This is a genomic window from Leptolyngbya sp. FACHB-261 (genome assembly GCF_014696065.1).
Classification (GTDB): Bacteria; Cyanobacteriota; Cyanobacteriia; order FACHB-261; family FACHB-261; genus FACHB-261.
The window spans coordinates 889,824-915,921 of the sequence record NZ_JACJPL010000031.1; the positions used below are offsets into that span (position 1 = coordinate 889,824).

Below are 26,098 nucleotides of genomic sequence, written 5' to 3' on the forward strand. Positions count from 1 at the left end.
GTGGCAACAGCGTTTGGGTATGCCATCCTGTTTCTGGTCCCCTAACTTGAATAGGCAAAAGGGCGTGTCTAGGACACCCCTAAGATCTAGTGCTCCGTATCCGAATCGCCCAAGTTTGAGAGTGAACTTATGAAAGCCATGATCCTGGCGGCGGGCAAGGGAACCCGCGTCCGTCCGATCACCTATGTGATTCCCAAGCCGATGATTCCCATCCTGCAAAAGCCAGTCATGGAGTTCCTGGTGGAACTACTTCGTCAGCATGGCTTTGACGAAATCATGGTGAACGTCAGTCACCTCGCCAACGAAATTGAGAACTACTTCCGAGACGGCCAAAAATTTGGCGTTCAGATCGCCTATTCCTTCGAAGGCCATATTGATGAGAATGGCGAGTTAGTTGGCGAAGCCCTAGGCTCAGCAGGCGGGCTCAAAAAGATTCAGGACTTCTCGCCCTTTTTCAATGACACCTTCATCGTTATGTGCGGTGACGGTCTGATTGATCTGAACCTGAGCGAGGTAGTGGAGTGGCACCGCAAAAAAGGTTCCATTGCCACCATTGTCATGAAGACAGTGCCCAAGGAAGAAGTCTCCAGTTATGGGGTCGTTGTTACTGACGAAGACGGACGCATTCGTCAGTTCCAGGAAAAGCCTAAGGTCGAAGAAGCGCTTTCGAACTGTATCAATACCGGCATCTACATCTTCGAACCCGAAGTCCTTAACTATGTCCCTTCTGGCGAAGAGTACGACATCGGTAGTCAGCTTTTCCCCAAGCTGGTCGAGATGAATGCGCCCTTCTACGGCGTGAACATGGACTTTGAGTGGGTTGATATTGGCAAGGTTCCTGATTATTGGCAAGCCATCCAGGATGTACTGCGCGGCAAGGTCAAAAACGTTGACATTCCTGGCCACGAAGTTGCCCCTGGCATTTACACCGGCTTGAACGTGGCTGTGAACTGGGACAAAGTTGAGGTTGAAGGGCCAGTCTACATCGGTGGTATGACCAAAATCGATGATGGCGCCCGGATCATTGGACCAACAATGATTGGCCCCAACTGCCACATCTGCGGTGGTGCTACGGTCGAACGCAGCGTCATCTTTGAATACTCGCGGTTGGGACCAGATGTGAGACTGGTGGACAAGCTCGTCTTTGGTCGCTACTGCGTAGACAAGACTGGGGCAACTATCGACGTGCAAGCAGCGGCTTTGGATTGGCTAATCACGGATGCCCGCCAGCCTCACCCTCCTATCAAACCAGCGGTCGAACAGCAAGCCATTGCCGAACTGCTCGGCAGCGATGCCCGTCTGTAAACTATCACCAGTCGCTCATCGCCAGTAGCCCATTGCCACTAGCTCAATTCCATTAAGAACTATCCCCAGCCCTTGAAGAGTGATGGACTGGGGATAATTATTTATCTCGTCTAACTAGGTGCTTAGGCTTAGGTGGCACTTAGATTGGCAGTCGCTGGCCGCAAGCGAGCAGAGGAGCCTTAATCCTCTTCGAAGTATTCTTCGTCCTCCTCACCTTCGTCACTGGGGCTAACCGAGTTAGCGGAGACCACTGCCCCCATCTCCAACTTCTGTCGTACCTGCGCATCCAGGTCACGAGCGAACTCTGGCTTCTCTTCCAGCAGTTTGATTGTGTTATCGCGGCCCTGGCCAATATTGTCGCCGTTGTAGCTGTACCAAGCACCCTTGCGGGTGATCACGCCAGTTTCCTCAGCCATATCAACCAAACAACCTATGGTTGAGATGCCTTTACCAAAGATCACATCGAACTCAGCACGGCGGAAGGGAGGAGCAACTTTGTTTTTGGCAACCTTTACTTTGGCGCGGATGCCGTACTCCTCAGTGCCCTTCTTGAGAGTCTGAATCCGACGGATATCCAGGCGCACCGACGCATAGAACTTCAGAGCGTTACCGCCTGTAGTGACCTCAGGGTTACCGTAGGAGATCCCAATTTTCTGACGCAACTGGTTGAGAAAAACGACCAAGCAACCCGATTTGCCAATGTTGCCAGTAATCTTGCGCAGAGCTTGGCTCATCAAGCGGGCTTGCAGACCCACATGAGAGTCACCCATCTCGCCTTCAATTTCTGCGCGAGGTACCAGAGCAGCCACAGAGTCGATGACCACAATATCTACAGCTGCCGAGCGGACGAGTTGGTCCACAATCTCCAACGCAGCTTCGCCAGTGTCTGGCTGGGAAACTAGCAAATTCTCAATATCGACACCCAGAGCCCCTGCGTAGACTGGGTCTAGAGCATGTTCTGCATCCACAAAAGCTGCAACGCCGCCTGCCTTCTGCACTTCCGCAATCGCGTGCAGAGCCAAGGTGGTTTTGCCTGAGCTTTCTGGGCCATAGATCTCGACTACCCGCCCCTTGGGCAAGCCACCGCCGAGCGCCAGATCTAGGGGCAGCGCGCCACTGGGAAATGTCTCCACCTTCATCCGGGTGGCGTCCCCTAAGCGCATGATCGCGCCCTTCCCAAAGTTGCGCTCAATCTGGTTGAGCACCATGGTCAAGGCCTTTTGTTTGTCGGGGCTGTCCGTTGACTTAGGGGCCATTGCGTAGAGTCCAGTTATGAGGTATGCAGAGCGTGCGACCTTCAATATAGCAAGTGGCTTCTGTCCCTGGAGGGCGGTTCCAGATGTAGATCCGCCTACCCCTGTGATCCAGCAATCGGTCACAATAGAGCAGGGTCCTAAATGTAAAAAATCATATGGAGCGCGGACTACTCTGGCTGCCGCTGCTAGCCCTGTTTATCTGGCTAACCTGGGCTGGTTGGAACGAGTACCAGAAAGTGGAGGCTTATCGACGTTGGGCTGCAGGCTTCCGACGGGCTAAGTATGACATTTATGCTGTCCTGGGTCAGGATGGAGAAGATCTAATTTGGGGCAAGCCTACCCGCCGTGGCCCTGTAGAGCTACAGCGAGTTCGTTTACAGCAGGTGCAAGCCATTTACCTAAATGTAGATGGGCAACGGATCGACCCCAGTGAGCTATTGACTGACAAACCGGCTAGCAAACCAGTGACTGGCAAGCGGGTGGTTCTAGAGTTAGTGGCTGACCCACCTGCAGAAATCCCTTTTACCGAAGTCAGCCTGGCTGCCGCTTGGTGCCAGACACTCAACCGACAGCTTGAAGCTACTGTTTCCTAAGCTTGCCTTGCAAAAGATTGTTTTTTGGGTCAGCTTCAGCCAATATACGAAATACTATGCGCTGTACATTTTGCCAACATACTGACAGCCGGGTTTTGGAGTCGCGCTCAGCGGAGAGCGGCCAGAGTATTCGTCGACGCCGTGAATGCCTCAAGTGTAAGCGTCGCTTCACAACCTATGAGCGGATCGAGTTCGTGCCTGTCACCGTGATTAAGCGGGATGGGCAGCGAGAGTCATTTGACCGTTCTAAGCTGTTGCGAGGTGTGGTTCGAGCCTGTGAGAAGACAGGAGTTCATGCCGAGCGAATCGAGGCATTAGTCGATGAGATTGAAGCCCAACTTCAGCAGCAGGCTACTCGAGAGGTCGCCAGTATTGAAATTGGTGAAATGGTTCTCCAGCAGCTCCAAGGTTTGAGCGAAGTTGCTTACGTGCGTTTTGCTTCAGTTTATCGGCAGTTTCGAGGTATCCGCGACTTTGCGGAAGAACTCAATCAACTGCGCAATCGGATGGGTGACGTCGAACCAGCAGTCAGCGACAGCCGTAACCGAGAGAGTAGCAGCCCGGTGGTTCTTTAGGTTGACTTCTCTTCATCGACCCGATTCGGTTATGATGTTTGATCTAGCCCTCTAGTGCTGTCTGCAGCACACCGATCTCGGTGTCTGAATCAGCAGCGTCTATGCCCGCTCTCGCAGCGTGCGGTGCACTCACAGGAGGCAAATCCCATACGGAGATCATCACCAGGACACTAGCAAGCATGGTCAACCCAGCAATCGATGTCGGCTTTACCCACGAAGAATTCGCCGCCCTTCTAGACAAATACGACTACCATTTCAGCCCTGGCGACATCGTTGCAGGAACCGTCTTCAGCATCGAGCCACGCGGAGCTTTGATTGACATTGGCGCCAAAACGGCTGCCTACATCCCTATTCAGGAGATGTCAATCAACCGCATCGACGGTCCCGAAGAGGTCCTCCAGTCGAACGAGACCCGCGAGTTCTTTATTCTGACAGACGAGAACGAGGAGGGACAACTCACCCTCTCCATTCGTCGCATCGAATACATGCGAGCCTGGGAACGGGTGCGTCAGCTCCAGAAGGAAGACGCCACGGTGCGCTCTCTCATCTTCGCGACTAACCGAGGCGGTGCCCTGGTGCGCATTGAAGGGCTGCGGGGGTTCATTCCCGGCTCCCACATCAGCACTCGTAAGCCGAAAGAGGAACTAGTGGGAGAGGAATTACCCCTCAAGTTCTTGGAAGTGGATGAAGATCGCAACCGCTTAGTCCTGAGCCATCGTCGTGCTCTGGTTGAGAAGAAGATGAACCGTCTCGAACTCTACGAGGTGGTGACAGGCGTGGTTCGTGGTATCAAGCCCTACGGTGCCTTCATTGACATTGGCGGTGTTTCTGGTTTGTTGCACATCTCCGAGATCTCACACGATCACATCGACACGCCTCACAGTGTGTTCAATGTCAACGATGAGGTCAAGGTAATGATCATTGACCTAGATGCTGAGCGAGGCCGAATCTCGCTTTCCACCAAGCAGTTGGAGCCAGAACCTGGCGCCATGGTTAAAGACCCGAACTTGGTCTATGACAATGCTGAGGTGATGGCAGCTAAGTACCGCGAGCAAATGCTGGGCGGTGGTCGGACTGATGATGACGTAGAAGCTGACAGCGATGATGGCGTAGAAGCTGTCAGTGATGTTGAGGTTAACTTAGCTCCGGTTTTGGAGGATCTGCCTACAGCAACCGAAGAAGGAACCGAAGAAGAGTAAGTCTTCAAGCTAGCACTCCACTAATTTAGATAAAGAAGGAAAGAGGATTGCTACTCAAGCAATCCTCTTTCCTTCTTTGAGGCTGCTTTGCTTTAGGGCAACTTCAGCTAGATGGTCAACTTTAGGCCACTGTGAGGTCAATTAGAGGTTGCGGCTAATGAGGTGAGACCTAGAAGCAGGATGTCATAATGCAGCTTAGGTTCAGCATTGAATCTGCCCCTCTTTTTAGCCCCTAAGTTCAACAGCTCCCTTATGTCGCTTGCTTCTACGCCTGCTACGCCAACACAGTTCAAGCGAATCCTTGAAGACAGCCTAACGATCTGGTGGGGCGATTGGCTGGATTTGCGAGTGCGGATTTTACAAATCATCGCCTCTGGCTTGGTGTCCCCTCTGATTTATATTCTGGCTTTTGGTCTAGGGCTTGGTTCTGCCATGGATCGCATCACCGATCCGGTCCTTGGCGACAACTACCTTGAGTTCATCTTGCCCGGTATGGTCGCCCTCTCCTCAATGACGATCAGCTTTGGCGGCACTACGTTCTCGATTTGTGGTGAGCGCCTTTATAGCCGTACCTTCGAAGAAATTTTGCTACTGCCCGTTCATCCTTTAGCCTTACATCTGGGCAAAATGCTAGCAGGGGTCACAAGAGGTTTAATGACCTCCGCTTCGGTGATGGCAGTTGGCATTTTAGCAACCGGCAAGTTCGTGAGTTTTGTCAATCCAATGTTCTTGCTGTTGCTGCTGCTCAACTGTATGGTGTTTTCTGCTCTGGGGGTTTTGGTTGGTTTGAAGGTGGAATCTTTAGAGAGCGTAGGGCTTTACAACAATTTTTTGATTGTGCCAATGTCCTTTCTAGGAGCTACCTTTTTCGACCCCTCCCAGTTACCAGGCTTCCTCAAAGCAATTGTGTATCTGTTACCACTAACCTATGCCAGCGTGGGTTTGCGAGCAGCTGCTTACCTTCCCCTTCGAGAACTGGCTGATTTTCCCTGGTATACCTTATTGGTCCTGGCACTGCTGGCTGTGGTGTTATCGTTAGCCGGAGCTTATCGTTTCGCACACCAACAAGATTAAGAGCCTCTACATGAGAGGCTCTTAGAAGTAAGTCAACCGGTCGCTTCTTAGTCTGGAGCTGGGTTTTAGAGGCCGGGCAGGTTTAGGCCACCTGTCAGCTCTTCCATGCGCTCACGCATAGTGGCCGTTGACTTGTTGTAGGCGTCTTTCATAGCCGTTGCTACTAAATCGGAGAGCACCTCGGCACCTTCGTTGAGGGCTTCGGGGGCAATGACAACACCTAGAGGCTCTTGGTTGCCACTCACTGTGACCTTCACCAAGCCGCCCCCGCCTTCACCCACAATCTCCATGGCCTCCAACTCTTCCTGAAGGCGTTTGGCCCCTTCTTGGACTTGCTGGGCTTTCTTAAACGCCTCCGTCAGCTCTTTCATTTTGCCGAGGCCGAACCCAAATCCCTTTCCTTCTGCCATAACTAGGCTTACCAACTATGCTTGAGAACATCCCAGTGAAGGGCAGCCTTTATTATGGCACTCCCAACCCCTTTGCATCGGCAAGCAAGCTTTATCCTTGCCATAGGTTAGGTTAGATTCAGCTTAGATAGCAGGAAACTCGCCCAAAATCTGGACCTCTGGGCGTAAGCGAATTGACCAGTGCTGCTCAACCTGGTCCTGAACATGACAGATCAACCGCCAAATATCGCTGGCAGTTGCTCCGCCGCAATTGAGAATAAAGTTAGCGTGTAACTGAGAAACTTGGGCTTGGCCGATCTGATAACCCTTCAGCCCAGTGTGTTCGATTAGCCAGCCAGCTGTTTGAGGGCCTGGATTTTTAAAAACGCTACCACAACTGGGCAGGTTGTAAGGTTGTGTCGATTTGCGAGCCCGTAAGTGCTCTGCTGTGATGGTCCGAACCCGTTGAGGATCGCCACCAGGCGCTAGCTGAATTTGAGCTTGGGTTACAACCCATTCTCCAGTCTGTAAACCAGAAGTTCGGTAGCTAAAGGCCAGGGCTTCAGGCTCGCTTAATTGAGGTTTGCCGCCAAAACGTGACAGCAGCTCAACTTGACGGAGCAACTGAGATGTCCAAGCACCGTGAGCACCAGCGTTCATGACTACCGCACCGCCGATGGTACCGGGAATGCCAACTGCCCACTCAAGTCCCTCCCAACCCCGAGCTGCTGCCAGCCATGCCAGGCGGGCAATCGATTCCCCCGCAGCAGCTCTCACCTGTCCGGTTTCATCATCAAAGTGCAAACCCCGCAAATAGCGAGTGTGAATGACTAGACCCGGTAAGCCTGCATCACTAATCAGCAAGTTGGAGCCTGCACCCAACCAGGTTAACGGCAACCCGCCATCCTGAGCCCATTGAAGACAGCTTCGCAGGGCCTCCAAGGTGCGTGGTGCAGCGTACCAGGCAGCAGGACCGCCAACACGGAAGGAGGTCAGGGGCGCTAGAGAAACACTGCGTTGGACCAGAGATGGAGGCGATGGCAGCTCTGGTTGGCTGAGGCTTTCGAGCCCAGGGTAAAAGATCGTCATGACAGCACCACTTCCTGGGGCTCAGCAGCCAAGAGCTGAGGAATGATTTGGTTCAGGTTGCCCGCACCCAAGAAGAGCGCCAAATCTCCCGGTGCTAGAAAGCGTTCCAGAAACTGGCGCACATCCTCAAGACTGCTTTGGTAGTGAACTGCTGGATGCTGTGCAGCAATACTTTGGGCAAACTGTTCACTGCTCAAAGTGCCAGGATTAACTTCTCCAGCGCTATAGATGGCACTGACGATGACAACATCTGCATCTGAGAACGCTCGACTAAAATCTTCCAGCAGGGTTAGGGCACGACTAAAGCGATGGGGCTGAAAAACTGCGATCACCCGATTAGGCTTCTGTAAACGAGCTGCAGCCAGCGTTGCTCTAATCTCACTAGGATGATGCGCATAATCATCAATGAGAACGGCGCCCTTAAACTGTCCACGCACCTCAAAGCGACGGCGGGCGCCGTTGAAGCTTGATAGCGCCTGAGCAATATCGTCAAAAGCCACACCCCAGACACGGCAAACCGCAATGGCAGCCAGAGTGTTACTAAGGTTATGTTCACCGAGCAGGCGGAGGTGAATCTTGCCCAAAACCGTTTCGCTCTCCCAGATGCGGGCGTAGGTTCCTTCAGCGCCGTAACTCACCCGATCTGCTCGGTAACGTGCTTGAGGGTGTCCCTTGAGGCTGTAACCAATTAGCTCGTAGCTGTCGCCAGGCTGGAGATTCTGTTCGACAGTTGGACAATCCAAACAGGCAACTAGCGTTTTGCAATGGTGAGCGAAGGTTAGAAAAGTCTCAATGACTTGATTGAGACTCTCATAGTGGTCTGGGTGATCCAGCTCAATATTGGTGATGACCCCAACGCTAGGGATTAGCTTAACCAGAGAGCCATCTGATTCATCGGCTTCAGCAACTAAGTAGGGGCTCTGACCTAGCCGAGCATTACCGTTCCAAGCGTTGACTTCACCGCCAACGACAATCGTAGGATCAAGCCCAGCCTGCAACAGCAGGTAAGCGATCAAGCTACTGGTCGTGGTCTTGCCGTGAGTACCTGCTACCGCAACGCTCTCATACTGCTGGATCAAAGCAGCCAACAAATCAGACCGATGAAAAATGGGCAGTGTTAAGTCTTGGGCCGCCCGATACTCGGGATTCTGGGGATCAATGGCACTGGAACTAATAACTTGAGGAAGCTGTGCGCAAGTGCCTTTTGATACCTGACTAGATAAAGTCAAATTTTCAGCTTGATGTCCCCAGAGTACCCGAACGCCTAAATCCTCTAAACGTTTTGTTATCGCGCTAGGTCGAATATCTGAACCAGAAACGCATTTTCCCTGTTTTGCTAAAACATAGGCCAGGGCTGACATGCCAATCCCGCCGATGCCTATAAAGTGAAATGATCCACCGCTGAAATCAAGCGAGTTCAGCATCCTAGCTCCTCAAACACCACACCACACCGATTTGACAGCGACATCATATCAAGGATCATCTGTTGCCGGTAGTATTGCTGACCTCGCATATGATCCTGCTACACGAGGTTGGAAGTAGTCCCCGGATTGATCTAATCATCCGGCACATTCTCAGAGCTGCTATGTACCGTGAGGGAGAATCGGTGAGGCAGAAATGCGATCTAACTGCGGCTAAGCAACTTCAAGTTGAGTTTTCACAGAGAGCTCGCTCTGAAATTCCGATTCGATCGAAGCTAGGCCCTTTACAGAGCTTGGCTGACCACACTGTAATGCCTCATCTTATGGATGCAGCATTCCCAATTCAGGGGATTTCATCACAACGGCTAGCAATCTTCGGTGGCAGTTTTGACCCTGTGCATTGCGGTCACCTAAACATGGCGCAGCAAGCGCAACAGCAAGTGGGTCTAGCGCAAATCCTCTGGCTTCCGGCAGCTAATCCGCCCCACAAATCTGGCAGAGTAACAACGCCGGTTGCACACCGACTGGCAATGCTAGAACTAGCCTTGGCCTCTAAGCTGAACCAAACCATTTCAACCCTAGAAGTGCAACGCCCAGGGCTCTCGTTTGCAGCACAAACTTTCAGGCAGTTGCGCCAGTCTCAACCACAAGCCGACTGGCACTGGTTAATCGGGAGCGATACCTTTGCTAGCCTACCCCGTTGGTATGACTTAGAAGAGCTGGTAGAGCACTGTCACTGGTTAGTCGTTCCGCGCGCAGGGAGTCGACCTTTGCAGACTCTGATTGCTCAGGTGCAGCAACAGTTAACCACCCGAGAGTTACCTCTCAGATGGTCTGTTTTGAACCTAAAGCCTCTAGCTGTTTCCTCAACGCAGATCCGAGAGGCTGTTGCCCAAGGGACCTCAATTGCAGGGCTGGTTCCTGCCGCTGTGCAGGCCTATATCGAAGCCCATGGGCTTTACCGGGATTAGGTGTTAGACATTGCAGCCAACGAGCTGAAGCTGGCTAGGAGAGTCGTCCGGGATAACCAGTTTAAGATAACCAGTTCAAGACAACCTGTTCGAAAAGCTGGCTTAAGAGAGCCTAATTTAAAAAAGCCTGGCCAGAGGCTTGAACGGTCAGCGAAGTTCGGTCGACATCAAAGCTAGGTCCACGGCTGAATACTAACCGTAATTCGCCAGGGGCTGGTGAGTCAGCTGCGACGGCGAGGGGACCACGATCAGGGCGGTAGAAGCTCATGTTGGTGGGAACAGACAAGTCGCGCAGTGTATAGGTTGACTCTGCGCTGAGACTGCGCTCGCTGGTGTCCCCAATGACTTGATAGGTCACCTCTGTACCAGTTTGGTTCACTAAGACAATACTGATCTGACCATTCCGTGGGCTGACAACCGCCGAGGGTGCCTGTAGCCTCTCAACAGGAGGCGCAGTGGAGGAAGGGGCTGAGGGTTGAGTCGTTGGGCGGGTGTAAGGAGGCTCATTAAAGACACTAGGTCTGGATTGAGCCTGGACAGGCAGGACAGCAGCGAGACCAGCCAACCCTACAACCAAAGTACCGGTCCAGCGAACAAGGTTAACGGGAAGCATGAGATCAGGTTCAACTTCAGTTTGTTTCAACCCGATTCTAGTTGCAGCCACAACCTCCGTCGTCTGGCTAGAGGCTCGTTCTATCTCCGTCTCACGCAATCTTACTGGAGATTGCTGGCTTAACCTTGCTGCGCACTCTGCTTGAGGCAGAACCTCTAACTAGGGCTGGACTGGTGCTCGAAATTGGGTGCGTAGGATTGCAGCAGAGAGCTGACTTGGCTGAGGGTTTCTTTGTTAGAGCTTTTGCCCAGAGCCTGACGCTCAGGGAAGAATTCAGGACGATTCAGATTATGGGTAATTGCCTCCTGCACCTGTGTGGAGATTAGCTCTTGTAACTCTGTGCGAGCCCGTTGGCGCTGGTAGTTTGCCCCTTCTTCAGTCGTGGCATAAAGCGGTGGCAGTCGGTTGAGAGCATAGGCAGCAATATCACCCAAATCCAAAGTTCTGTCGCTGTTAGCCTCAATCTCTGCAACTCGGGTAATTGATTCAGTGAGCACTAACTCTTCCATCACGTTGATGAATTGTTTGCGAGGAACGGCAACCACTTCGCCAGTTAGCAGCGCCCCCATGAGACGGTCAAGGGCCATGTACTCTTCAATGCTCAGCTCAGAGACACTGTCACAAATACGGCCAACCTCAGCTTCCATAGCTGGGGTGAGATAACCGTCTTGAAGAGCCTGTTCAATAATCGATTCAATACTCATGATGGGCGTCCGTTTCAGGGTAAGTATGCCAATAGCACCCTAGGGGGCTTCGATGGGGAGCAGAGCCTTGTCGAGGAGAGCCGCTTGAAAACAACCGTCCTGAGCAAGCATCGCCACCAACCGTAGAGGACAACTGGGCTCAATGCCCAGATCACTCCAGGGAATAGCGACTTCTAAACATTGGTTGAGTCCCAACTGGACGTTATTGGTGCGTTGCTCCCAGTGATAATATTCCCGCGCCTGCATGAAGCGTACCGTTTGCGTTTTTAAGTCGATCAGCAGATGGTGGTGAAAGAAATAGTTGAGCGGGGCTTGATCGGGCAGGTTTGCTAGAGGGGCGGGGCTGTTGTGGTGAATGCGACCAGGGTAGAACCAGAACAAATGCAGTTGTGAAGGCGTATCAACCCCAGGTGTGAGACCGCTACGAAAGTCTAGGCGTAAGTAGAAGTTGAAGTGGTCAACGCCATACCACAGCCTCTGGATGGCGCTTGCCTGATGCATGGCGCCGCGAGCACCCCCTAAATCAATGCGCCCTGCCCGGTCCCAGTCTTGTTCATCGCCCAAGCCATCAATATAAGGATGAATAAAGCCACGGGGTAGGTGATCGCCAGGTCCATCATGAATTTCCAGATCACCTAGAAGTGAGGACGGAACGGGTTCATTCAAAGCACGATATAAGGCGATGAGATGCTCCCGAAATAACTGGTCGAACATAGCATCTTGGTTCGAAGAGTGGCCTTCGCCAAACCACCAGAACCAATCTGACCCCTCAGCCGCTAGCAGTGCCTCCCAAACCTCTGGATTGTTCTCTAGGGTTGCTTCAGGATGATTGGCTAAGACTCGGCGCGCTTCAGTCAACAATTCCCAGGCTAGATTCTTGACCGGAGCGCCAATCCAGGTCGTGAAGTTGGCATCGATCCAGGAGCCGCTATGAAGCTGTTGGGCAGCCAGGATAGCCGTGGGAGGGAATTCCTCTAAGAACTCAGAGACAGTAACTAACTTCAACTCAGAATGCTCGCTCAAGCGGCTATATAGAGCTTCTAGGAAGGGCAGCCCATCGCGCTCGTAGTATTCCCAGCAGTTTTCGCCATCCAAAGCGATGGTCACGAGCCAGGGCTGCGCAAGTGCTGTACCACCACCCGGTTGACGGGTCTTGAGGGAATTGGCGATTGATTCTAGATGCCCGATAAAGTCTTGGGCCGCAACAGTGGGCTGCATGGGACCGTAGCTGAAGCCGATCAAATCGGAGAGACGGTGATCGCGGAAGACCATGGCTAGATCGCCCGCAGCAGTCTCAACACGATAGGGGCGATAGAGTAGTTCAGGGTCCAGCACATTGCCGTGGTCATCTCGCCGGAATAAGTGCTGCAAGCTCCAGCTCAATACCCCTTCGTCAGAGCAAAGCCAGTTAAATCCAGCTTTGGCAACATAGGGCAGAATTGCTGGTGAGACGGACTGTTCTGAGGGCCAGAGGCCGCGTGGCTGTCGACCAAAGTGTTGTTGATAAACCTCAACCCCTTTAGTGAGATGCAAAGGGATATCCTGCTCCCAAGTAAAACGATTGCGAGGGAGAGGCAGGTTGGGAAGAGCGACTCGGGCAGCTTCGGTGTCAGCGAGCAGCGGCAAGATAGGGTGGGTGTAAGGAGTTGTCGTCAGCTCCAATTGTCCCGACTCCTGCATCTTGCGGTGTTGAGGAATAATCCGGCTCAGAATCTCCCGTTGCTTACTGTAGATGCGTTGGCGATCGCTGTTACTGAAATTGCGGTCTTGTCGCAGCCACTGCTCTACCTCAGGATCGTCCCAGAAAATAGGATCTATCCAGGCTAAGTTGTGCCAGGCTAACAGGTCACCATATTCAGTTTTGGTCCAGTTCTCCAGACACCATTGATGACCATGACTTTGTCGCTGATTGTAGAGTTCAGCGTAGCGAGGATGGGGGTCAATGAGCGTGTGGTGGTTGGCGTCAAAAAAGTGTTCAACGATAAATTGCTGTTTTTGTGGATCTAGGCTCTCGATGGGTGAAAGCAGCAGTTCGAGGTAAGGGTCAAAGGCAGTTCCCTGAACGTAGTCCTCCAACTGACGCAGCAATGAGGGAACTAGATTAACGGTCTGGTGCAGAGCTGGGTAGCGCTCCAGAATTAGAATCAGATCCAAGTAGTCTTTGGTGCCGTGTAGACGCACCCAAGGTAGACGATACTTGCCAGCAACTGGGCTCTTGTAGAGTGGCTGATGCTGGTGCCAGATGAAGGCAACGTAGAGCGGGTGAGGCATGGGTTGGAACGACAACCGGGATACCCCGAAATTTTAATCCCTGTCCTCAGTTTTAGAGGCTTGCTTAGGAATTAATGAGCACTGAAGCTGGATCACGGGCTGAGTTCACCATCAGAAAGGAGATTTACCTTCGCTTTCGTTCAATAACTTCAACTAAGGATTAGCCATCTAGCCATCTTGAAATATGTCAGGAAAAGTTTTCACCCAAATTACTTTTAATTACTATTTCTGACTGGGAAATTCAGCAATATCCCAAGTTTTTATAAACCTCAAATTGCTCTGAGAAAGGCTGCAAAAGGCAAGTGTTGAACCATTAGCAACTTCTGATGGCAGTTCACCTCGCAGTTCACCAGGTAGCTAATTGGCTAGCTCAAAACCTTTCTACACCGCCACGACAGCCCCTCGTAGCAGCAGAAATCAACCGCTTTGTGGCAAACTCATGAGGAACGAAATCTCAGCCCTTCTGTCAGTGGTAAGCAGTTGCCCCGATTCGGCCCATGTTTTTCAGCGTTGTTATCCCGACCTATAACCGTCTGCCCATCTTGACGAAGTGCCTGCATGCCCTAGAACAGCAACAGCCTGCAGGTCAGGGATATGAAGTCGTGGTGGTAGATGATGGTTCTACGGATGGCACGGTCGAGTTCTTGCAGCGCAATGCCGAGCGTTTCACCAAGGTACGCCTGTTTCAGCAAGACCATGCAGGTCCCTCTGCTGCCCGCAACCTGGGCGTAGAGAAGGCTATTGGCGATGTCATTATCTTCATCGATAGTGACCTGGTAGTAACCCCCGTCTTCCTCAGCGCTCATGAACGGAGCTTACACCAGGCTTGGGGCAGTCAAGGCAATGATCGCGCCTTTACCTACGGACGGGTGATTAACACTGCCAATTTTGACGATCCCACAGCCGAGCCTTACAAAATTACTGACTTCTCGGCAGCTTACTTCGCCACTGGTAATGTTGCCATTGCCCGCCATTGGTTGTTGAAAGCGGGACTGTTCGATACCCGCTTTCAACTCTATGGTTGGGAGGATTTAGAACTGGGAGTGCGCTTGAAACAGCGGGGGCTCAAATTGATTAAGTGCCCGGATGCTGTCGGCTACCACTGGCATCCCCCGTTCAATCTTAAGCAGATTCCTCACCTGATCGACCGGGAGATCCAGCGGGGACGCATGGGCGTGTTGTTTTACCAGAAGCACCCAACCTGGGAAGTGCGGCTGATGATTCAGATGACCTGGTTGCACCGGCTGCTGTGGGGGCTGCTATCTCTAGGTGGAACTCTTAACGAGCGCACTCTAGCACCCCTGTTGCAGTGGTTGATCGACCGAGGCAAACCTCAGCTAGCCCTGGAATTGGCCCGTGTCTTTCTAAATTGGTACAACGTGCAGGGGGTCTACGCTGCCTATCGTGAGCAACATACAGGTACTGTCTAACAGCACCGTTTACCCAGTCACTCAGCAAGGGTCTGTTGGATGACTTGCAAGACTGGCATCAGTATGGCAACCTCTGGGCTGCTCAGCCGTCTGCGCAAGACAGTTCCCATCAGCATGTAGGTTTCAGCGCAGCTCCGTAGAGCACCGAAAGCTCGCATCATTGTTTGCATCCATAGCAGAAAGCTTTGTTTTAGGTAGTCTACGTCGTCGAGCAGCACAGCCTTAGCCATCGCTCGGTAGGTCAGCAGCGTGTCCCGCTTCCATTTGGAAGACACATCCTCACCCCCGTAGAGAAATAGGCTGGAATCTTGATGGCGAAGTTTGCCTTCAATTTCAGCAATCACCTCAGTTTCAAGCGCCTGAAGCTTTTGGTAAACGGCAATGCGGGCTTTTAATTCCGAGAGATAGCGAGTATAAACACTCAGCTCACTGTCGTAGAGGTATCGACCTTCAGTTTCACGGACCAAAATAGAAATTCGACTAATCACAGGAAAACCTCTTAGTAGAGCGAGATATTAAGAATCTTTAAGACAGATGTGTCACGATATGTTAACAAGTCTAATAAAGTTCTTGAACGGTCAGCGGGAAGGTAGGCTAGCTCCCTAGCGTTTCAGGCTGTGCAGATTCAGTGCAGATCCAGATTGTGCTAGGGCTAATTTCTACTGATTCCAGCGGACTAGCGTCCATCCGGAGAATGGAGCAGGGCCAAAGACAGTCAGGTAAGATAGCCAGGGTATTGCCCCACACTAGACCATGTCTCTCGAAGAGCAGATCAGCCTATTTGGTCAATCTGAACCTGCGGCTGCTACGAATTTTGATCCAGAACTGATTCCCACAGACGGATCGTTACCGATCCCTCCAGGCAGCTACTCAGATATCGCGACGATCGTGCGGCACTGCAATAGCTGTGTGCGCTGTGAGCTAGCGGCGGGGCGGACCCATGCGGTGGTCGGTCGAGGCAGCGAGAACGCCAAAATTATGATTGTGGGAGAGGGGCCAGGGCAGCACGAAGACGAAACTGGCATCCCATTTGTGGGGCGTTCTGGGCAGTTGCTGGAGAAGATCTTAGAGTCCGTGCGGCTGACCGAGGACGATGTTTACATCTCCAATATCGTTAAGTGCCGCCCTCCTGGTAACCGGACACCTACAACCGAAGAAGCAGACATTTGCAAGGGCTATCTGTTAGAGCAGATCCGCATGATCGATCCCAAAATTATTTTGCTGACCGGAGCGACTGCCGTACGTTCGCTGACAGGCAATAAGCAGGGGATTACAAAGATTCGAGGCGAGTGGCTGAGCTGGAATGGACGAGATTGCATGCCCATTTTTCATCCGGCTTACTTGCTGCGCAACCCTTCGCGGGACAAAGGCAGCCCAAAATGGCTGATGTGGCAAGACATCCAAAAGGTGCGCCAGCGCTACGACGAGCTTATGGCTGAGGCTGCTGTATAGACTGCGGTGGCGTAGACCGCAATGGTGTACGGCGCAAATAACCTGCCTGACAGTCTCGCAGCCAGGTTCGGATCGCTTCAGCTAGAGCGCCGTTGCTGTTATCGCGAGGGGGCGTGAGCAGAGGAGGATTACCTGTACGAGCCCCTGTACGGGTGAATAGTAGAGCTAACCGCCAGGTTTCTGCATCTTGAGCCAAAAACAGCCAGTGGAATTGCTCTACTGTCTGCGTTCCCTCGGGCGTATAGGCCCGCTCCAAGGTACTGAAAAAAAGCTGCTTCACATCGTCGTCACGGTTAGGTACAGCCGTGCCAGCAGTCTGACCTAAATCCCGGTTGAGCTGACCAGGACCAGTGGGCAGGGGATCAAACTCAGGACGACCTGCCACTACCAAATGAGTGCGCAAGTTGTAGCGCGCATAAGCCCGGTTGGCGTAACTGGGTAGATCGCGCACTAGGCCTTGGGCTAGACCTGGCAGGTCTGCGGGACAACTCTCCCCAGCCAAGGCTGGTGGTGACCATAGGAGTAGCAACAGCCAGCCGAGATGCCCCAGCCTCATGGCTCCTGGACCTTGCCTCACACACCAACCTCCGACAGTTCTGTACAAAGTCGGCGAAAGGCAGCAGCAGGATCAGGCGCGGCTGTAATAGGTCGGCCAATGACCAAGTAATCGCTTCCCCAACGCAGAGCTGAGGCTGGTGTTGTATGACGGCTCTGGTCGTTCGCGACGCTCCAGTCTGGCCGCACCCCCGGTGTGACCAGGCAAAATCCATCATTCAGCCGCGTTCGCAATTCTTCGACCTCTTGAGGAGAACAAACAGCTCCGCCAATGCCACATTCCTGCGCCAACAGCGCCAACTTCAGTGTGTATTCTGGCAACTCCAGAGGTACGTTCAGGTCAAAAGCCAGATCTCGGGATGAAAGGCTAGTCAGCAGTGTAACTGCCAATAGCCGAGGCGGTGCAACGCCCCCTTTGGCTGCACCAGCTTCGGCTGCAGCCACTGCCGCTTTCAGCATGGCTCGTCCACCCACTGCGTGAACCGTGAGCAAATCTACGCCGTAGCTAGCTGCTACCTGCACTGCCCCAGCAACTGTGTTGGGAATATCGTGCAGCTTCAGGTCTAGAAAAATGCGCTTGCCCTGTTGCCTCAGCTTCTGAACAATGCCAGGTCCACAGCTAATAAATAGCTCTAGGCCCACTTTCCAAAAGCGGACTTCTGGCAGCTGAGCAACTAAAGCCAGGGCTTCGGGCTCACCGGCCACATCCAAAGCCACAATAATTTGATCTGCAGGTGAAAGTTTCAACCGCCTATTCCCTCAATCCAATTCTTAGGGTGAGGTCTAGTCCCATTGAATCTGGAAAGACCCAACTAGACAAAACCTAGCTCCTGACCAGAGTCTAGTGTGCCTCTTCTCGGTAATCGGGCGCTGTGTCGGGTACAGCCTTTGCTAGTCTGGGGGGCACAGTGTTGGGAATTTGGGATGACAAGCCCCCATGTCATATGCCTGGGTGAAGTGCTGTTTGACTATCTCGCCGATCAGTCAGGTCGCGAATATGCGGAGGTAACCTCCTGGACTCCTTATCCGGGTGGGGCTCCGGCCAATGTTGCCTGTGGCCTTGCCAAGTTGGGGACCTCCAGCGCTTTTATCGGCTGCGTGGGCAGCGATGAAGCTGGCGACACTCTGATCTCAGTTCTGCGCAGTGACGGAGTCGAAGTCAGCGGCGTCCAGCGCCACTCAACAGCCCCAACCCGTCTGGTCTACGTCACCCGGTCTGAAGAGGGGGAGCGTACCTTTGCAGGCTTTGGTGACCTGGATACCACTCGCTTCGCGGATGCTTTTTTAAACCAGGACCAGCTACCTGTGCCCCTGTTTGAAGCCGCTGACTTTTTGGTTCTGGGCACACTGGAACTGGCTTATCCCCAAACCCGCGCGGCGATTGAAACCGCCTTACAACTCTGCGAACAGAACTTCGTCAAAATTCTGCTGGATGTCAACTGGCGACCCATGTTCTGGCCCGATCCAGCTCAGGCAGAAGCACCGATTCGGGCCTTGATGCAACGGGTAGATTTTCTGAAGCTCTCAGATGAGGAAGCCCAGTGGCTATTCGGCACTATGGATCCGGGTGTGATCGCCCATCGCTTAGGTCAGGTGGAAGGTGTATTTGTCACTGCTGGAGCGCAAGGCTGTGCTTATTGTCTGGGCGGGAACGAAGGCAAAGTACCTGCTTTGTCAGTCAAAGCCGTTGACACCACAGGTGCAGGCGATGCCTTCGTGGCAGGCCTGCTACACCAATTGAACCAAACTGCTGTGAGCAACCTGAACGATCCGCAGCGCGCTCAGGCCATAGTCCGCTACGCCAATGCTGTCGGTGCCTTGACCACTACCGCGCCCGGTGCCATTGCAGCTCAACCGACGGCTGCCGCAGTTGATGTGTTGCTGCGCCAAGTTGTCAGCTACTAGACCCACTAAAACCTAACTAGTAGCTGAATCTATCGCTAGGCGTTTATAGACTCAGAATGGCCTTGCTAGCGTTCTGGCTGTAAGCAACCGAATAGGGACTGACATCATGGTCGCCACGTCTACCTCAGCCTCCCAACCCAGTCAGCAGGTTGAACGGGCTGTCACTGCCGTCTTTACCGACCAGGCCAAGATTGACGCCGCAATCCGGCGTCTTCTGGATCGAGCGGTGTTACGGGAAGATATTTCGGTCATGGGCCGTAATTTCCACACAGAAACTCGCATTACCGGCTTTCTGACCCGTCGGGATGTGATCCTGGGTGGTCTCAAGAATGGTGGCATTTTCGGCTCTCTCTTCGGCTCGGTTCTAGCGCTTTTGACCGGCGTAGGCGTGTTGTTTATCCCCTTTGTTGGCCCGGTAGTTGCTGCGGGTCCTCTGGGGGCAGTGCTACTTGGCGCTGCTAGTGGCGCGATTGCTGGTTCGGCGGGAGCTGGCTTGGTGTCTGTCTTCGCAGCCTTGGGAATGCCCGAAGACAAAGCAGCGATCTACCAAACTCGAGTTGAAGCTGGCGATTTTCTGTTGATGGCAGAAGTACCAGCTGACCGAAGCGGCGAAATTCAACTGCTTTTAGAAAGTGCAGGTGGCGAGGAAGTAAGCACCACTCAGACTGCTTTGCCTCGGGGAAGCACTGGCCCTATTCAAAGTGTTCAGGACCTATCGCCTGAAGTGCGCTCTCATTTGTCTGATGAAGCGCAACAAACCTATATCGAGCACTACAACCGGGCTCTAAGTGAAACCAGCAGTGCTAGCGAGGCTGAGCATGCTGCTTGGGACACGATTCGGACCCACTACGTTGAAGGGGCGGACGGGCGTTGGTCTAAAGCAAGCTAAGGTCTAGATTTCGGATTGGTCACTGCCTTTAGCGTGAATGAACCCTTCGACCAAAGCTAAAACTTCCCCGAACTGTATCGTCCACAACAGCATTTCAGCGGTACAGTTTGGGGGAGTGGTATTATGAGCCCGGCTGTTGCTGGTCCCCCCAGAACTTTATGATGATGTGCCTAGAGAGTGCGACGAACCCTGCAAGAGTTCGCACTGGTCGAGTCTTGGTAGTCGAAGATGAGGCCCTGATTCGCGAAACCATCGCTATGGCGCTGGATGAAGAAGGGTACGAAGTCCTGCTCGCAGCTGACGGTCGTGAGGCACTAGAGACCGCCAAATCTGTGGAGCCTCTAGACTTGATCATCCTAGATTTGATGTTGCCTTACCTCAACGGCTTGGACCTTTGCCGTTTGATCCGTCATGAAGGCAATAGTGTCCCGATCTTGATTCTGAGTGCCCGTGACAGTGAAACCGACCGGGTGGTGGGTTTAGAGGTCGGTGCCGACGATTACCTCACCAAACCCTTCGGCATGCGGGAATTGGTGGCACGGGTGCGGGCGATCCTACGGCGTCAAAACCGCCTGTGGGAGCCTGTACAGGGAGCCATACTCAAGTTCAACGAGATCGTGATGTACCCCGAGGAATGTCGGGTGTTGGTGCGAGGCCAGGAAGTTAACTTCTCACCCAAGGAGTTCCGCCTGCTAGAGCTGTTTATGACTCACCCACGCCGGGTCTGGTCGCGGGAGCAGTTACTAGAACGGGTTTGGGGACCAGACTTTATGGGAGACAGCAAAACTGTAGATGTTCATATCCGCTGGCTGCGGGAAAAGCTGGAGCGTGATCCCAGTCATCCCGATTATCTAGTGACCGTTCGGGGTTTTGGCTATCGGTTTGGATAGTAAGTTTAATGGGGGAAGCGATCCTGGCTGCTGTATTAGCTGTGGTGCCTTTCCCCAGTTTTGTCTATTTTGCCTCTGGTCTGGGGCTGGGTGTGCTGCTGACCTGGATCATTCAGGCTCGTTTGCATCGAAGGCTGCGAAGACTACTCTCGATTGTGGAAAGCACCAGTCCTCCCAGTTCAACCCCTCAGCCCTCAGCTCTATTTTCTAGGCTGTCTGCTGCAGTAAGCCTACAGACGGAACAAATTTACCAACTTCAGCAGCAGCTCACCGACAACCAACGGCTGTTAAGCGAAGCGCCGATTGGCTATCTCCAGGTTGATGGAGAGAACCGCCTGGTTTACTGGAATGTCCTAGCTCGCAAGCTGTTAGGGATTGAGCATGGCCAGGAGCCACGCTTGGGGCGTCTGCTGCTGGAAGTTGTTCGCTCTTACGAGCTGGACCGGCTGATTGAGATTGCTCGGGAGCAGCAGCGATCGGTTCAGGCAGAATGGACTTTCCCCCCCACACCGCCCGAGCGTCGTCCTGTGCCAGTCCGGGGTCTGGGCGTGCATCTCAGCGAAGGCTGTGTCGGAGTTTATCTGGAAGACCGACGCGAGGCCGTTCTGATCGCTCAGCAGCACAACCGCTGGACTTCCGACGTCGCCCACGAACTGAAAACGCCTCTGACCTCAGTGCGGCTCGTCGCTGAGATGTTGCAATCCAAGGTTGACGCCTCGGTGCGTCCCTGGTTAGATCGCCTGCTTAACGAGACTCAACGGCTGAGCAGTCTGGTTCAGGATCTTTTAGAGCTAAGCCGTCTCGATGTGCAGGCAGTGCGAGCTCTGTCTATCAAAGCAGTGGATTTACCTGCTCTAGTGCGTTCCGCCTGGGAGAACCTGACCCCTCTCAGTAGTGCGAAACAACAGCGCCTAGATTACGTGGGGCCTAGTCAACTCACGATCCAGGCAGACGAGCCACGCCTGTACCGGGTGTTGTTTAATCTACTGGACAACAGCATCCAGCACAGCGAGAATGGTCAACCGATCCGAATCAGCATCAGCAGTGCGTTGCCAGAAGGCAGCAGTTCTAACCCTGAAACGGACGGCTCAGAGATGATCACCATTGAGGTCATCGACTGGGGTCCTGGCTTCCCGGAAGCAGCGCTTCCTCATGTCTTTGAACGCTTCTACCGTGCTGATGCTGCTCGAACCCATCTTGCGCCAGCAGTTGCCCAGCCTAGCCATTTGGGCCCTAACGGCAGCGGTTTGGGGCTCGCGATTGCCCAGCAGATCGTTGAAGCTCACAGTGGCACGATTACAGCGGCGAATCACCCACAAACAGGCGGGGCCTGGCTGTGTATTCGCCTACCCCGCATTCAAGCAGTACCGCAAAGCATCAACGTTACAGCTTTACCTTAAGCCTATTAGGTTCTACGCTAATTCAAGAAGTTCAATCGGCTATTCCCAACTCTGGGGCTTACCAGTAATATCTTGAGTACATGGTGGGTACATGGTGCTAGCCTCATTGATAGCCTTGTAACTAAGGCTGGCCGAGTTTGTAAGCTTGATTCAGTAGCGTTTATCTACCGAGCCAGTTGTTCATTGACAACTGCTAGCCCCCGGACAGTTCGTTGGACGGTTCATTCCAGTAAAGTCGCCCGAAAACAGTAGTCATGGCTGAACGCCTCCAGAAGATTCTTGCCCGCTGGGGGATTGCCTCGCGCAGACAGGCTGAGCAACTCATTCAGTCTGGGCGTGTCCGTCTCAATGGCGAAGTAATTACAACCTTGGGTCACAAAGCCGATCCAACGGTTGATCAGATTGAGGTGGATGGGCGGCCTCTAGAGTCTGAAAACCAGCCTGCACATCTCTATTTGCTATTGAACAAGCCAGCCGGTGTGCTCTCTACCTGCGACGATCCCCAAGCTCGACGCACCGTCCTGGATCTACTGCCAGCCCAGTGGCGTTCAGGACAGGGCCTTCATCCGGTGGGTCGCTTAGACGCAGACAGTACTGGTGCCCTGCTGCTCACAAATGATGGCGAGCTGACCTATGGACTCACCCATCCCCATTATCCTGGCTCCGCTTCCCAAAAGCAGGTTGCTAAAACTTACCAAGTCCAGGTTCAGGGTCATCCAGCACTCGAGCTTTTAGCTCAGTGGCGCTCAGGCATAGAACTAGATGGCAGACTCACATTGCCAGCCAAGGTACGGGTGCTGCACCGAGGCGAGCGCACCACAACTTTAGAGATTGTGCTTCAGGAAGGACGCAATCGTCAGATCCGGCGCGTAGCTGAGCAGTTGGGCCATCCGGTTCTGAAACTGCATCGGCTCGCCATTGGTCCCCTCAATTTGGGTAAGTTGGCAGTTGGAGCCTATCGAGTTTTGTCACCCGCTGAAGTGCAGCAGCTCAAAGCAGCCTATAGCAGCGCCAGTGATTTTGACCATTCAGACATCAGAGGTATTCAAGGTGCTAGGAGTGCGTAGCAACAGCGTTGTCATGGAACCCCGAACGGACCAGCAGCAATCGCTGCGTCTGGTTGAACTTGGTGCCTATCTGCGCCAAGCGCGTGAAGACTTGAACTTGAGCTTGGAAAACGTTGCCGCTCAGACCTTGATCCAGATCAAGCATTTGAGCGCAATCGAGCAAGGGCAGCTAGACCAGTTGCCAGAGCCAGTTTACATTCAGGGCTTTATTCGGCGATTTGCAGATGCGTTAGGACTTGATGGCGCCCAGCTTGCCTACTCATTTCCAGTGCATCTCAAGCCCAATTCTTCCGAAGCTTGGCGAGGGTCGGCCGCCGCTCAGTTGCGTCCGATGCATCTCTATCTGTTTTATGTCGCCCTGATTGCCTGTGCGGTAGGGAGTCTATCCCTGCTGCTCGACCATTCTGGCAAAACGGTAAGTGATTCTGAAACTTCTCTAGGGAGTGCAGCTCAGCTTTCGCCAACTGCACCAGTCCCATCCAGTTCCGCGCCTGCCAGTGGTAGTAGCCCCTGGGCCTCACCGCCAGTGAACGCGAGCAATGGCAGCACTAATGCTCCGTTTCAGTTTCGTGCGGACCAACCAGTCAACGTGGGGATCTCTCTGACTAATCAGTCCTGGGTACGGGTGATCAGCGACGGTAAAACCGCCTTTGAAGGCATCCTACACGAGGGAGATCAACGTAACTGGTCTGCTCAATCTAAGATCTTGCTGCGCGTCGGCAATGCGGGCGGCGTGAAAGTCACCTCTGGTAATCAACCGCCTCGGGCACTGGGACAGCCAGGAGCCGTTGCCGAGGAAGTGTTCAGTGCGAATTCGTCTACCGAGACCCCTACTCCAGCTGCTTCAGCCCCAACACCGAATCCATCGCCTACCCCGTGAGTCCAGCTAGTCGCTGTCAGCTGCTGCTGACAGCTTTCGAGCCCTACGGCAACTTCTCGATTAACGCTTCGCAGCAGGTTCTTCAGCATCTAGAGATCGGGGTGTTGAAGCATCTGCCTGGGGCAGAGAGCCTATTGCTTCCTTGTGCCAGTCAGCAAGCCTGGCAGATTCTGAGTTCAGCTCTGGCAAGCCAGCAACCATCGGTGCTGATCTGCTTGGGACAGGCGCCTGGACGAGCTGAGATTTGTCTGGAACGGTTAGCTCGCAACTGCCTTGACTTTTCGATCCCTGACAACATGGGTCAACAACCTCAGCGGCAGGTCATTGAGCCTGAAGGCCCCGAGAGTTTAGCTAGCCCTTTACCGTTGCAGGCTTGGGCAACCGCCTTGAACGAGCAGGGTATCGCGACCCAAGTTTCTGAGGATGCAGGGACCTATCTTTGTAACCAGGTGTACTATCAAAGCTTGTACTACAACGCTTACTACAACACTCAGAAGAATAGTCAACAGCCTCGGCTACAGGCAGTCTTCGTGCATCTGCCTCTATTACCCGAGCAACTACCAACGCAGGAGGCTCTAAAAGAGCCTCCTGCGTTGGCCCTGAAATCGCAATGTCAGGCGGTGCAGTTCCTAATTTCAGAAGCCTTAAAGCTAGCGCTGTCACCCCCAGGGAAGTAGCAAGTGTTCCCGGAAGTAAGTATTAGTATGGTGGATAAGGAGGAGGGATCTGCCTTCATCCTGACTCATTGATCACATCCCAACTAAATCAATACTGATGCCTGTTGTTGCCATGGATGGAATGCCACTGCTGACTGCTTACTCCTGGCCAAGCCTGAGTGTTCTGCTACCACTGGATGCACTGTTCTCAACCCAGAGCGTCATGGTGATGCTGCTGGGTGCCTATGCAGTCGCGATGTGGATGTTTCTAACCAGTGCGCCTAAGGTGCATACCGTCATGGTGTCTGATCTTGACCAAGCCCGTAGCTTTTACGAAGGTCAGCTCGACTTGCCCGCTGCAGATGTGCCCTTGCACTACTACTACAACTATGAGCAGACATTAGGGGCGGGCGCGGTCGATCCTTTGTATTTCCCGGCTGATATGCGTGGCAGTGTCGCAACTGCTCGTCGCACTGATGCTCCAGACGGACTGTGGTACCAGCTTGAGAAGAACGTCCAACTGCATGTGATTAGCGGCGCTAATTCTCAGAGCCCCAAGCGCGACCGTCACGTTTGCTTTGACCGTGACTGCCTGGAAAAGGTATTGATGCGCGCCCAGACTCGAGGCGTAAAGTATAAGATTCGGGCCGAGAAACCGCTGAACTTCCTAGTTAAGGATCGCCAAGGTCGAGTTATTGAGATGTCTGAAGCCACTACCTAAAGCGGCTTCGGCTGGATTACTGTAAACTGCAAGTGTTTTCTTCGTTCTGCTGCCGTTCGCTCAGCGGCACCCGCGTCTATGACCTCCAACCTCAATACCTCCTCACCTCGTACAGAGTCTAGATCGGGTGCACAGCAAGCTTCAGTTCCGATCTCTGTATATCGAGAGCTGGCTAGTGAGTTGCAGGTCACCCGGACACGACTAGAAACCTTGACTCGGCAGAACCAGGAATTGGTTCGGCAAAATCAGCGCTTCCGGGCTGAGGTTGAAACCACCGTACGCGCCTGTGCTCGCCTCAAGCAGATTGCTGACTCTCTTCACAGCTCTGAGGTAGAGGGTGAGTCAATAACTGCTAGAACGGCTAGTGTCGCTGACCGGCTTGCGCGGAGCTTTGTAGGGGAGAGCAACAGCACTGCACCTGAAGTAAGCTCCCCAGACGGACCAATACCAGAACACGAACCATTGCTCTATCAAGAAGAGTCTCAAATAGCAGAGAGCTTGGACCTCCGCGCTGGCACTTCTGATCGGGCAGTCAAGGGTTGGCTGCCAGCCGTGGTTCTAGCCCTAGTCGTTTTGACATTTGCCGTCTCTACCTTTGGCGTAAGCTTTTTCTTACTACGTCCACCCTCTCAACCCGGACGCTAAAGAACGCTAGACAGTTTTTGCGCCATTTCAAAGTTAAATTTTTCGCAATATTCCGGTAAGCTGCATTCAGTTGCAGCGACTATTTGTGGCTATTTGCGCTGGGTAGCTATCCAACGTGGAGTTTTACGGCGGCCTGATTTGTTCTGCT

Annotated in this window: 28 protein-coding genes; 17 read left to right on the forward strand and 11 right to left on the reverse strand. The window is 53.2% G+C overall.

Translation table 11 applies throughout. The features are described from left to right. Positions 1–129: 129 nt before the first annotated feature. On the forward strand, positions 130–1,305 hold the full coding sequence (locus tag H6F94_RS29195) for a nucleotidyltransferase family protein (RefSeq protein ID WP_190805756.1): 1,176 nt from the start codon (positions 130–132) through the stop codon (positions 1,303–1,305). 179 nt (positions 1,306–1,484) lie between these two features. Here H6F94_RS29195 and recA read toward each other — a convergent pair whose 3' ends face one another. Beyond that, positions 1,485–2,561 carry a recombinase RecA gene (gene recA / locus H6F94_RS29200; protein ID WP_190805757.1) on the reverse strand — a complete coding sequence of 359 codons (1,077 nt, stop codon included), beginning with the start codon at positions 2,559–2,561 and terminating at the stop codon, positions 1,485–1,487. Between the two features lie 155 nt (positions 2,562–2,716). On the opposite strand from recA, the gene H6F94_RS29205 reads away from it, so the two are divergent. Together H6F94_RS29205 and nrdR are read left to right on the forward strand one after the other, a co-directional pair. Further along, positions 2,717–3,154: a hypothetical protein gene (locus H6F94_RS29205; RefSeq protein ID WP_190805758.1), complete on the forward strand. Its 438-nt coding sequence runs from the start codon at positions 2,717–2,719 to the stop codon at positions 3,152–3,154. A gap of 56 nt (positions 3,155–3,210) precedes the next feature. Next, complete coding sequence (nrdR, locus tag H6F94_RS29210; protein ID WP_190805759.1) at positions 3,211–3,729, forward strand: transcriptional regulator NrdR; 519 nt, start codon at positions 3,211–3,213, stop codon at positions 3,727–3,729. Positions 3,730–3,772: 43 nt separating this feature from the next. Here nrdR and H6F94_RS29215 read toward each other — a convergent pair whose 3' ends face one another. Continuing rightward, positions 3,773–3,910 (reverse strand): hypothetical protein, encoded by a 138-nt coding sequence (locus H6F94_RS29215; protein WP_190805760.1) that lies wholly within the window; start codon positions 3,908–3,910, stop codon positions 3,773–3,775. Here H6F94_RS29215 and H6F94_RS29220 point away from each other — a divergent pair. Further along, on the forward strand, positions 3,909–4,928 hold the full coding sequence (locus tag H6F94_RS29220; RefSeq protein ID WP_190805761.1) for a 30S ribosomal protein S1: 1,020 nt from the start codon (positions 3,909–3,911) through the stop codon (positions 4,926–4,928). The genes H6F94_RS29215 and H6F94_RS29220 overlap by 2 nt on opposite strands. Before the next feature lie 252 nt (positions 4,929–5,180). Continuing rightward, positions 5,181–6,002: an ABC transporter permease gene (locus H6F94_RS29225; protein ID WP_190805762.1), complete on the forward strand. Its 822-nt coding sequence runs from the start codon at positions 5,181–5,183 to the stop codon at positions 6,000–6,002. A gap of 65 nt (positions 6,003–6,067) precedes the next feature. On the opposite strand, the gene H6F94_RS29230 is transcribed toward H6F94_RS29225, so the two are convergent. The 3 genes from H6F94_RS29230 to murC form a co-directional block, all read right to left on the reverse strand. Beyond that, positions 6,068–6,412, reverse strand: a complete 345-nt coding sequence (locus H6F94_RS29230; RefSeq protein WP_190805763.1) for a YbaB/EbfC family nucleoid-associated protein — start codon at positions 6,410–6,412, stop codon at positions 6,068–6,070. A gap of 123 nt (positions 6,413–6,535) precedes the next feature. Next, positions 6,536–7,480, reverse strand: coding sequence for a UDP-N-acetylmuramate dehydrogenase (murB, locus tag H6F94_RS29235; RefSeq protein ID WP_190805764.1), 945 nt, complete (start codon positions 7,478–7,480; stop codon positions 6,536–6,538). Beyond that, entirely contained in the window at positions 7,477–8,904 is a 1,428-nt protein-coding gene (murC, locus tag H6F94_RS29240; RefSeq protein WP_190805765.1) for a UDP-N-acetylmuramate--L-alanine ligase, read from the reverse strand. Before murC ends, murB begins: the two co-directional genes overlap by 4 nt. 74 nt (positions 8,905–8,978) lie before the next feature. Here murC and nadD point away from each other — a divergent pair, with 74 nt between their 5' ends. Further along, positions 8,979–9,872 (forward strand): nicotinate (nicotinamide) nucleotide adenylyltransferase, encoded by an 894-nt coding sequence (gene nadD, locus H6F94_RS29245; RefSeq protein ID WP_190805766.1) that lies wholly within the window; start codon positions 8,979–8,981, stop codon positions 9,870–9,872. Between the two features lie 112 nt (positions 9,873–9,984). Here nadD and H6F94_RS29250 read toward each other — a convergent pair whose 3' ends face one another. From H6F94_RS29250 to H6F94_RS29260, 3 genes are all read right to left on the reverse strand, one after another. Continuing rightward, on the reverse strand, positions 9,985–10,485 hold the full coding sequence (locus tag H6F94_RS29250; RefSeq protein WP_190805767.1) for a hypothetical protein: 501 nt from the start codon (positions 10,483–10,485) through the stop codon (positions 9,985–9,987). 155 nt (positions 10,486–10,640) lie between these two features. Next, complete coding sequence (locus H6F94_RS29255; RefSeq protein WP_190805768.1) at positions 10,641–11,189, reverse strand: late competence development ComFB family protein; 549 nt, start codon at positions 11,187–11,189, stop codon at positions 10,641–10,643. A 39-nt stretch (positions 11,190–11,228) separates the two neighbouring features. After that, entirely contained in the window at positions 11,229–13,460 is a 2,232-nt protein-coding gene (locus H6F94_RS29260) for a glycoside hydrolase family 57 protein (RefSeq protein ID WP_190805769.1), read from the reverse strand. Positions 13,461–13,957: 497 nt separating this feature from the next. Here H6F94_RS29260 and H6F94_RS29265 point away from each other — a divergent pair, with 497 nt between their 5' ends. After that, positions 13,958–14,890: a glycosyltransferase family 2 protein gene (locus H6F94_RS29265; RefSeq protein WP_190805770.1), complete on the forward strand. Its 933-nt coding sequence runs from the start codon at positions 13,958–13,960 to the stop codon at positions 14,888–14,890. Positions 14,891–14,907: 17 nt separating this feature from the next. On the opposite strand, the gene H6F94_RS29270 is transcribed toward H6F94_RS29265, so the two are convergent. Then, positions 14,908–15,378, reverse strand: coding sequence for a bilin-binding protein (locus tag H6F94_RS29270; protein ID WP_190805771.1), 471 nt, complete (start codon positions 15,376–15,378; stop codon positions 14,908–14,910). Positions 15,379–15,643: 265 nt separating this feature from the next. Here H6F94_RS29270 and H6F94_RS29275 point away from each other — a divergent pair, with 265 nt between their 5' ends. Then, entirely contained in the window at positions 15,644–16,342 is a 699-nt protein-coding gene (locus H6F94_RS29275; RefSeq protein WP_190805772.1) for a uracil-DNA glycosylase, read from the forward strand. Here H6F94_RS29275 and H6F94_RS29280 read toward each other — a convergent pair. Both H6F94_RS29280 and pyrF read right to left on the reverse strand, forming a co-directional pair. Beyond that, entirely contained in the window at positions 16,320–16,898 is a 579-nt protein-coding gene (locus H6F94_RS29280; RefSeq protein WP_190805773.1) for a hypothetical protein, read from the reverse strand. The two genes, H6F94_RS29275 and H6F94_RS29280, sit on opposite strands and share 23 nt — an antisense overlap. Positions 16,899–16,915: 17 nt before the next feature. Continuing rightward, complete coding sequence (pyrF, locus tag H6F94_RS29285) at positions 16,916–17,644, reverse strand: orotidine-5'-phosphate decarboxylase (RefSeq protein WP_190805774.1); 729 nt, start codon at positions 17,642–17,644, stop codon at positions 16,916–16,918. 177 nt (positions 17,645–17,821) lie between these two features. Between pyrF and H6F94_RS29290 the strand changes: the two genes are divergently transcribed. The 9 genes from H6F94_RS29290 (at position 17,822) to H6F94_RS29330 (ending at position 25,950) form a co-directional block, all read left to right on the forward strand. After that, entirely contained in the window at positions 17,822–18,802 is a 981-nt protein-coding gene (locus H6F94_RS29290; protein WP_190805775.1) for a carbohydrate kinase family protein, read from the forward strand. A gap of 106 nt (positions 18,803–18,908) precedes the next feature. Further along, positions 18,909–19,691 (forward strand): ChaB family protein, encoded by a 783-nt coding sequence (locus H6F94_RS29295; protein WP_190805776.1) that lies wholly within the window; start codon positions 18,909–18,911, stop codon positions 19,689–19,691. A gap of 158 nt (positions 19,692–19,849) precedes the next feature. Then, positions 19,850–20,581 (forward strand): winged helix-turn-helix domain-containing protein, encoded by a 732-nt coding sequence (locus H6F94_RS29300; RefSeq protein WP_396426464.1) that lies wholly within the window; start codon positions 19,850–19,852, stop codon positions 20,579–20,581. Between the two features lie 8 nt (positions 20,582–20,589). Then, positions 20,590–21,981, forward strand: coding sequence for a sensor histidine kinase (locus H6F94_RS29305; RefSeq protein WP_190805777.1), 1,392 nt, complete (start codon positions 20,590–20,592; stop codon positions 21,979–21,981). A 254-nt stretch (positions 21,982–22,235) separates the two neighbouring features. Continuing rightward, positions 22,236–23,048: a pseudouridine synthase gene (locus H6F94_RS29310; RefSeq protein ID WP_190805778.1), complete on the forward strand. Its 813-nt coding sequence runs from the start codon at positions 22,236–22,238 to the stop codon at positions 23,046–23,048. Positions 23,049–23,061: 13 nt separating this feature from the next. Beyond that, complete coding sequence (locus H6F94_RS29315) at positions 23,062–23,928, forward strand: helix-turn-helix domain-containing protein (RefSeq protein WP_190805779.1); 867 nt, start codon at positions 23,062–23,064, stop codon at positions 23,926–23,928. After that, positions 23,925–24,605 (forward strand): pyroglutamyl-peptidase I, encoded by a 681-nt coding sequence (locus H6F94_RS29320; protein ID WP_190805780.1) that lies wholly within the window; start codon positions 23,925–23,927, stop codon positions 24,603–24,605. The genes H6F94_RS29315 and H6F94_RS29320 overlap by 4 nt, the downstream gene beginning before the upstream one ends. Before the next feature lie 97 nt (positions 24,606–24,702). Continuing rightward, positions 24,703–25,305, forward strand: coding sequence for a VOC family protein (locus H6F94_RS29325; RefSeq protein WP_396426465.1), 603 nt, complete (start codon positions 24,703–24,705; stop codon positions 25,303–25,305). 78 nt (positions 25,306–25,383) lie between these two features. Continuing rightward, positions 25,384–25,950, forward strand: coding sequence for a hypothetical protein (locus H6F94_RS29330; RefSeq protein ID WP_190805781.1), 567 nt, complete (start codon positions 25,384–25,386; stop codon positions 25,948–25,950). Positions 25,951–26,098 lie beyond the last annotated feature (148 nt).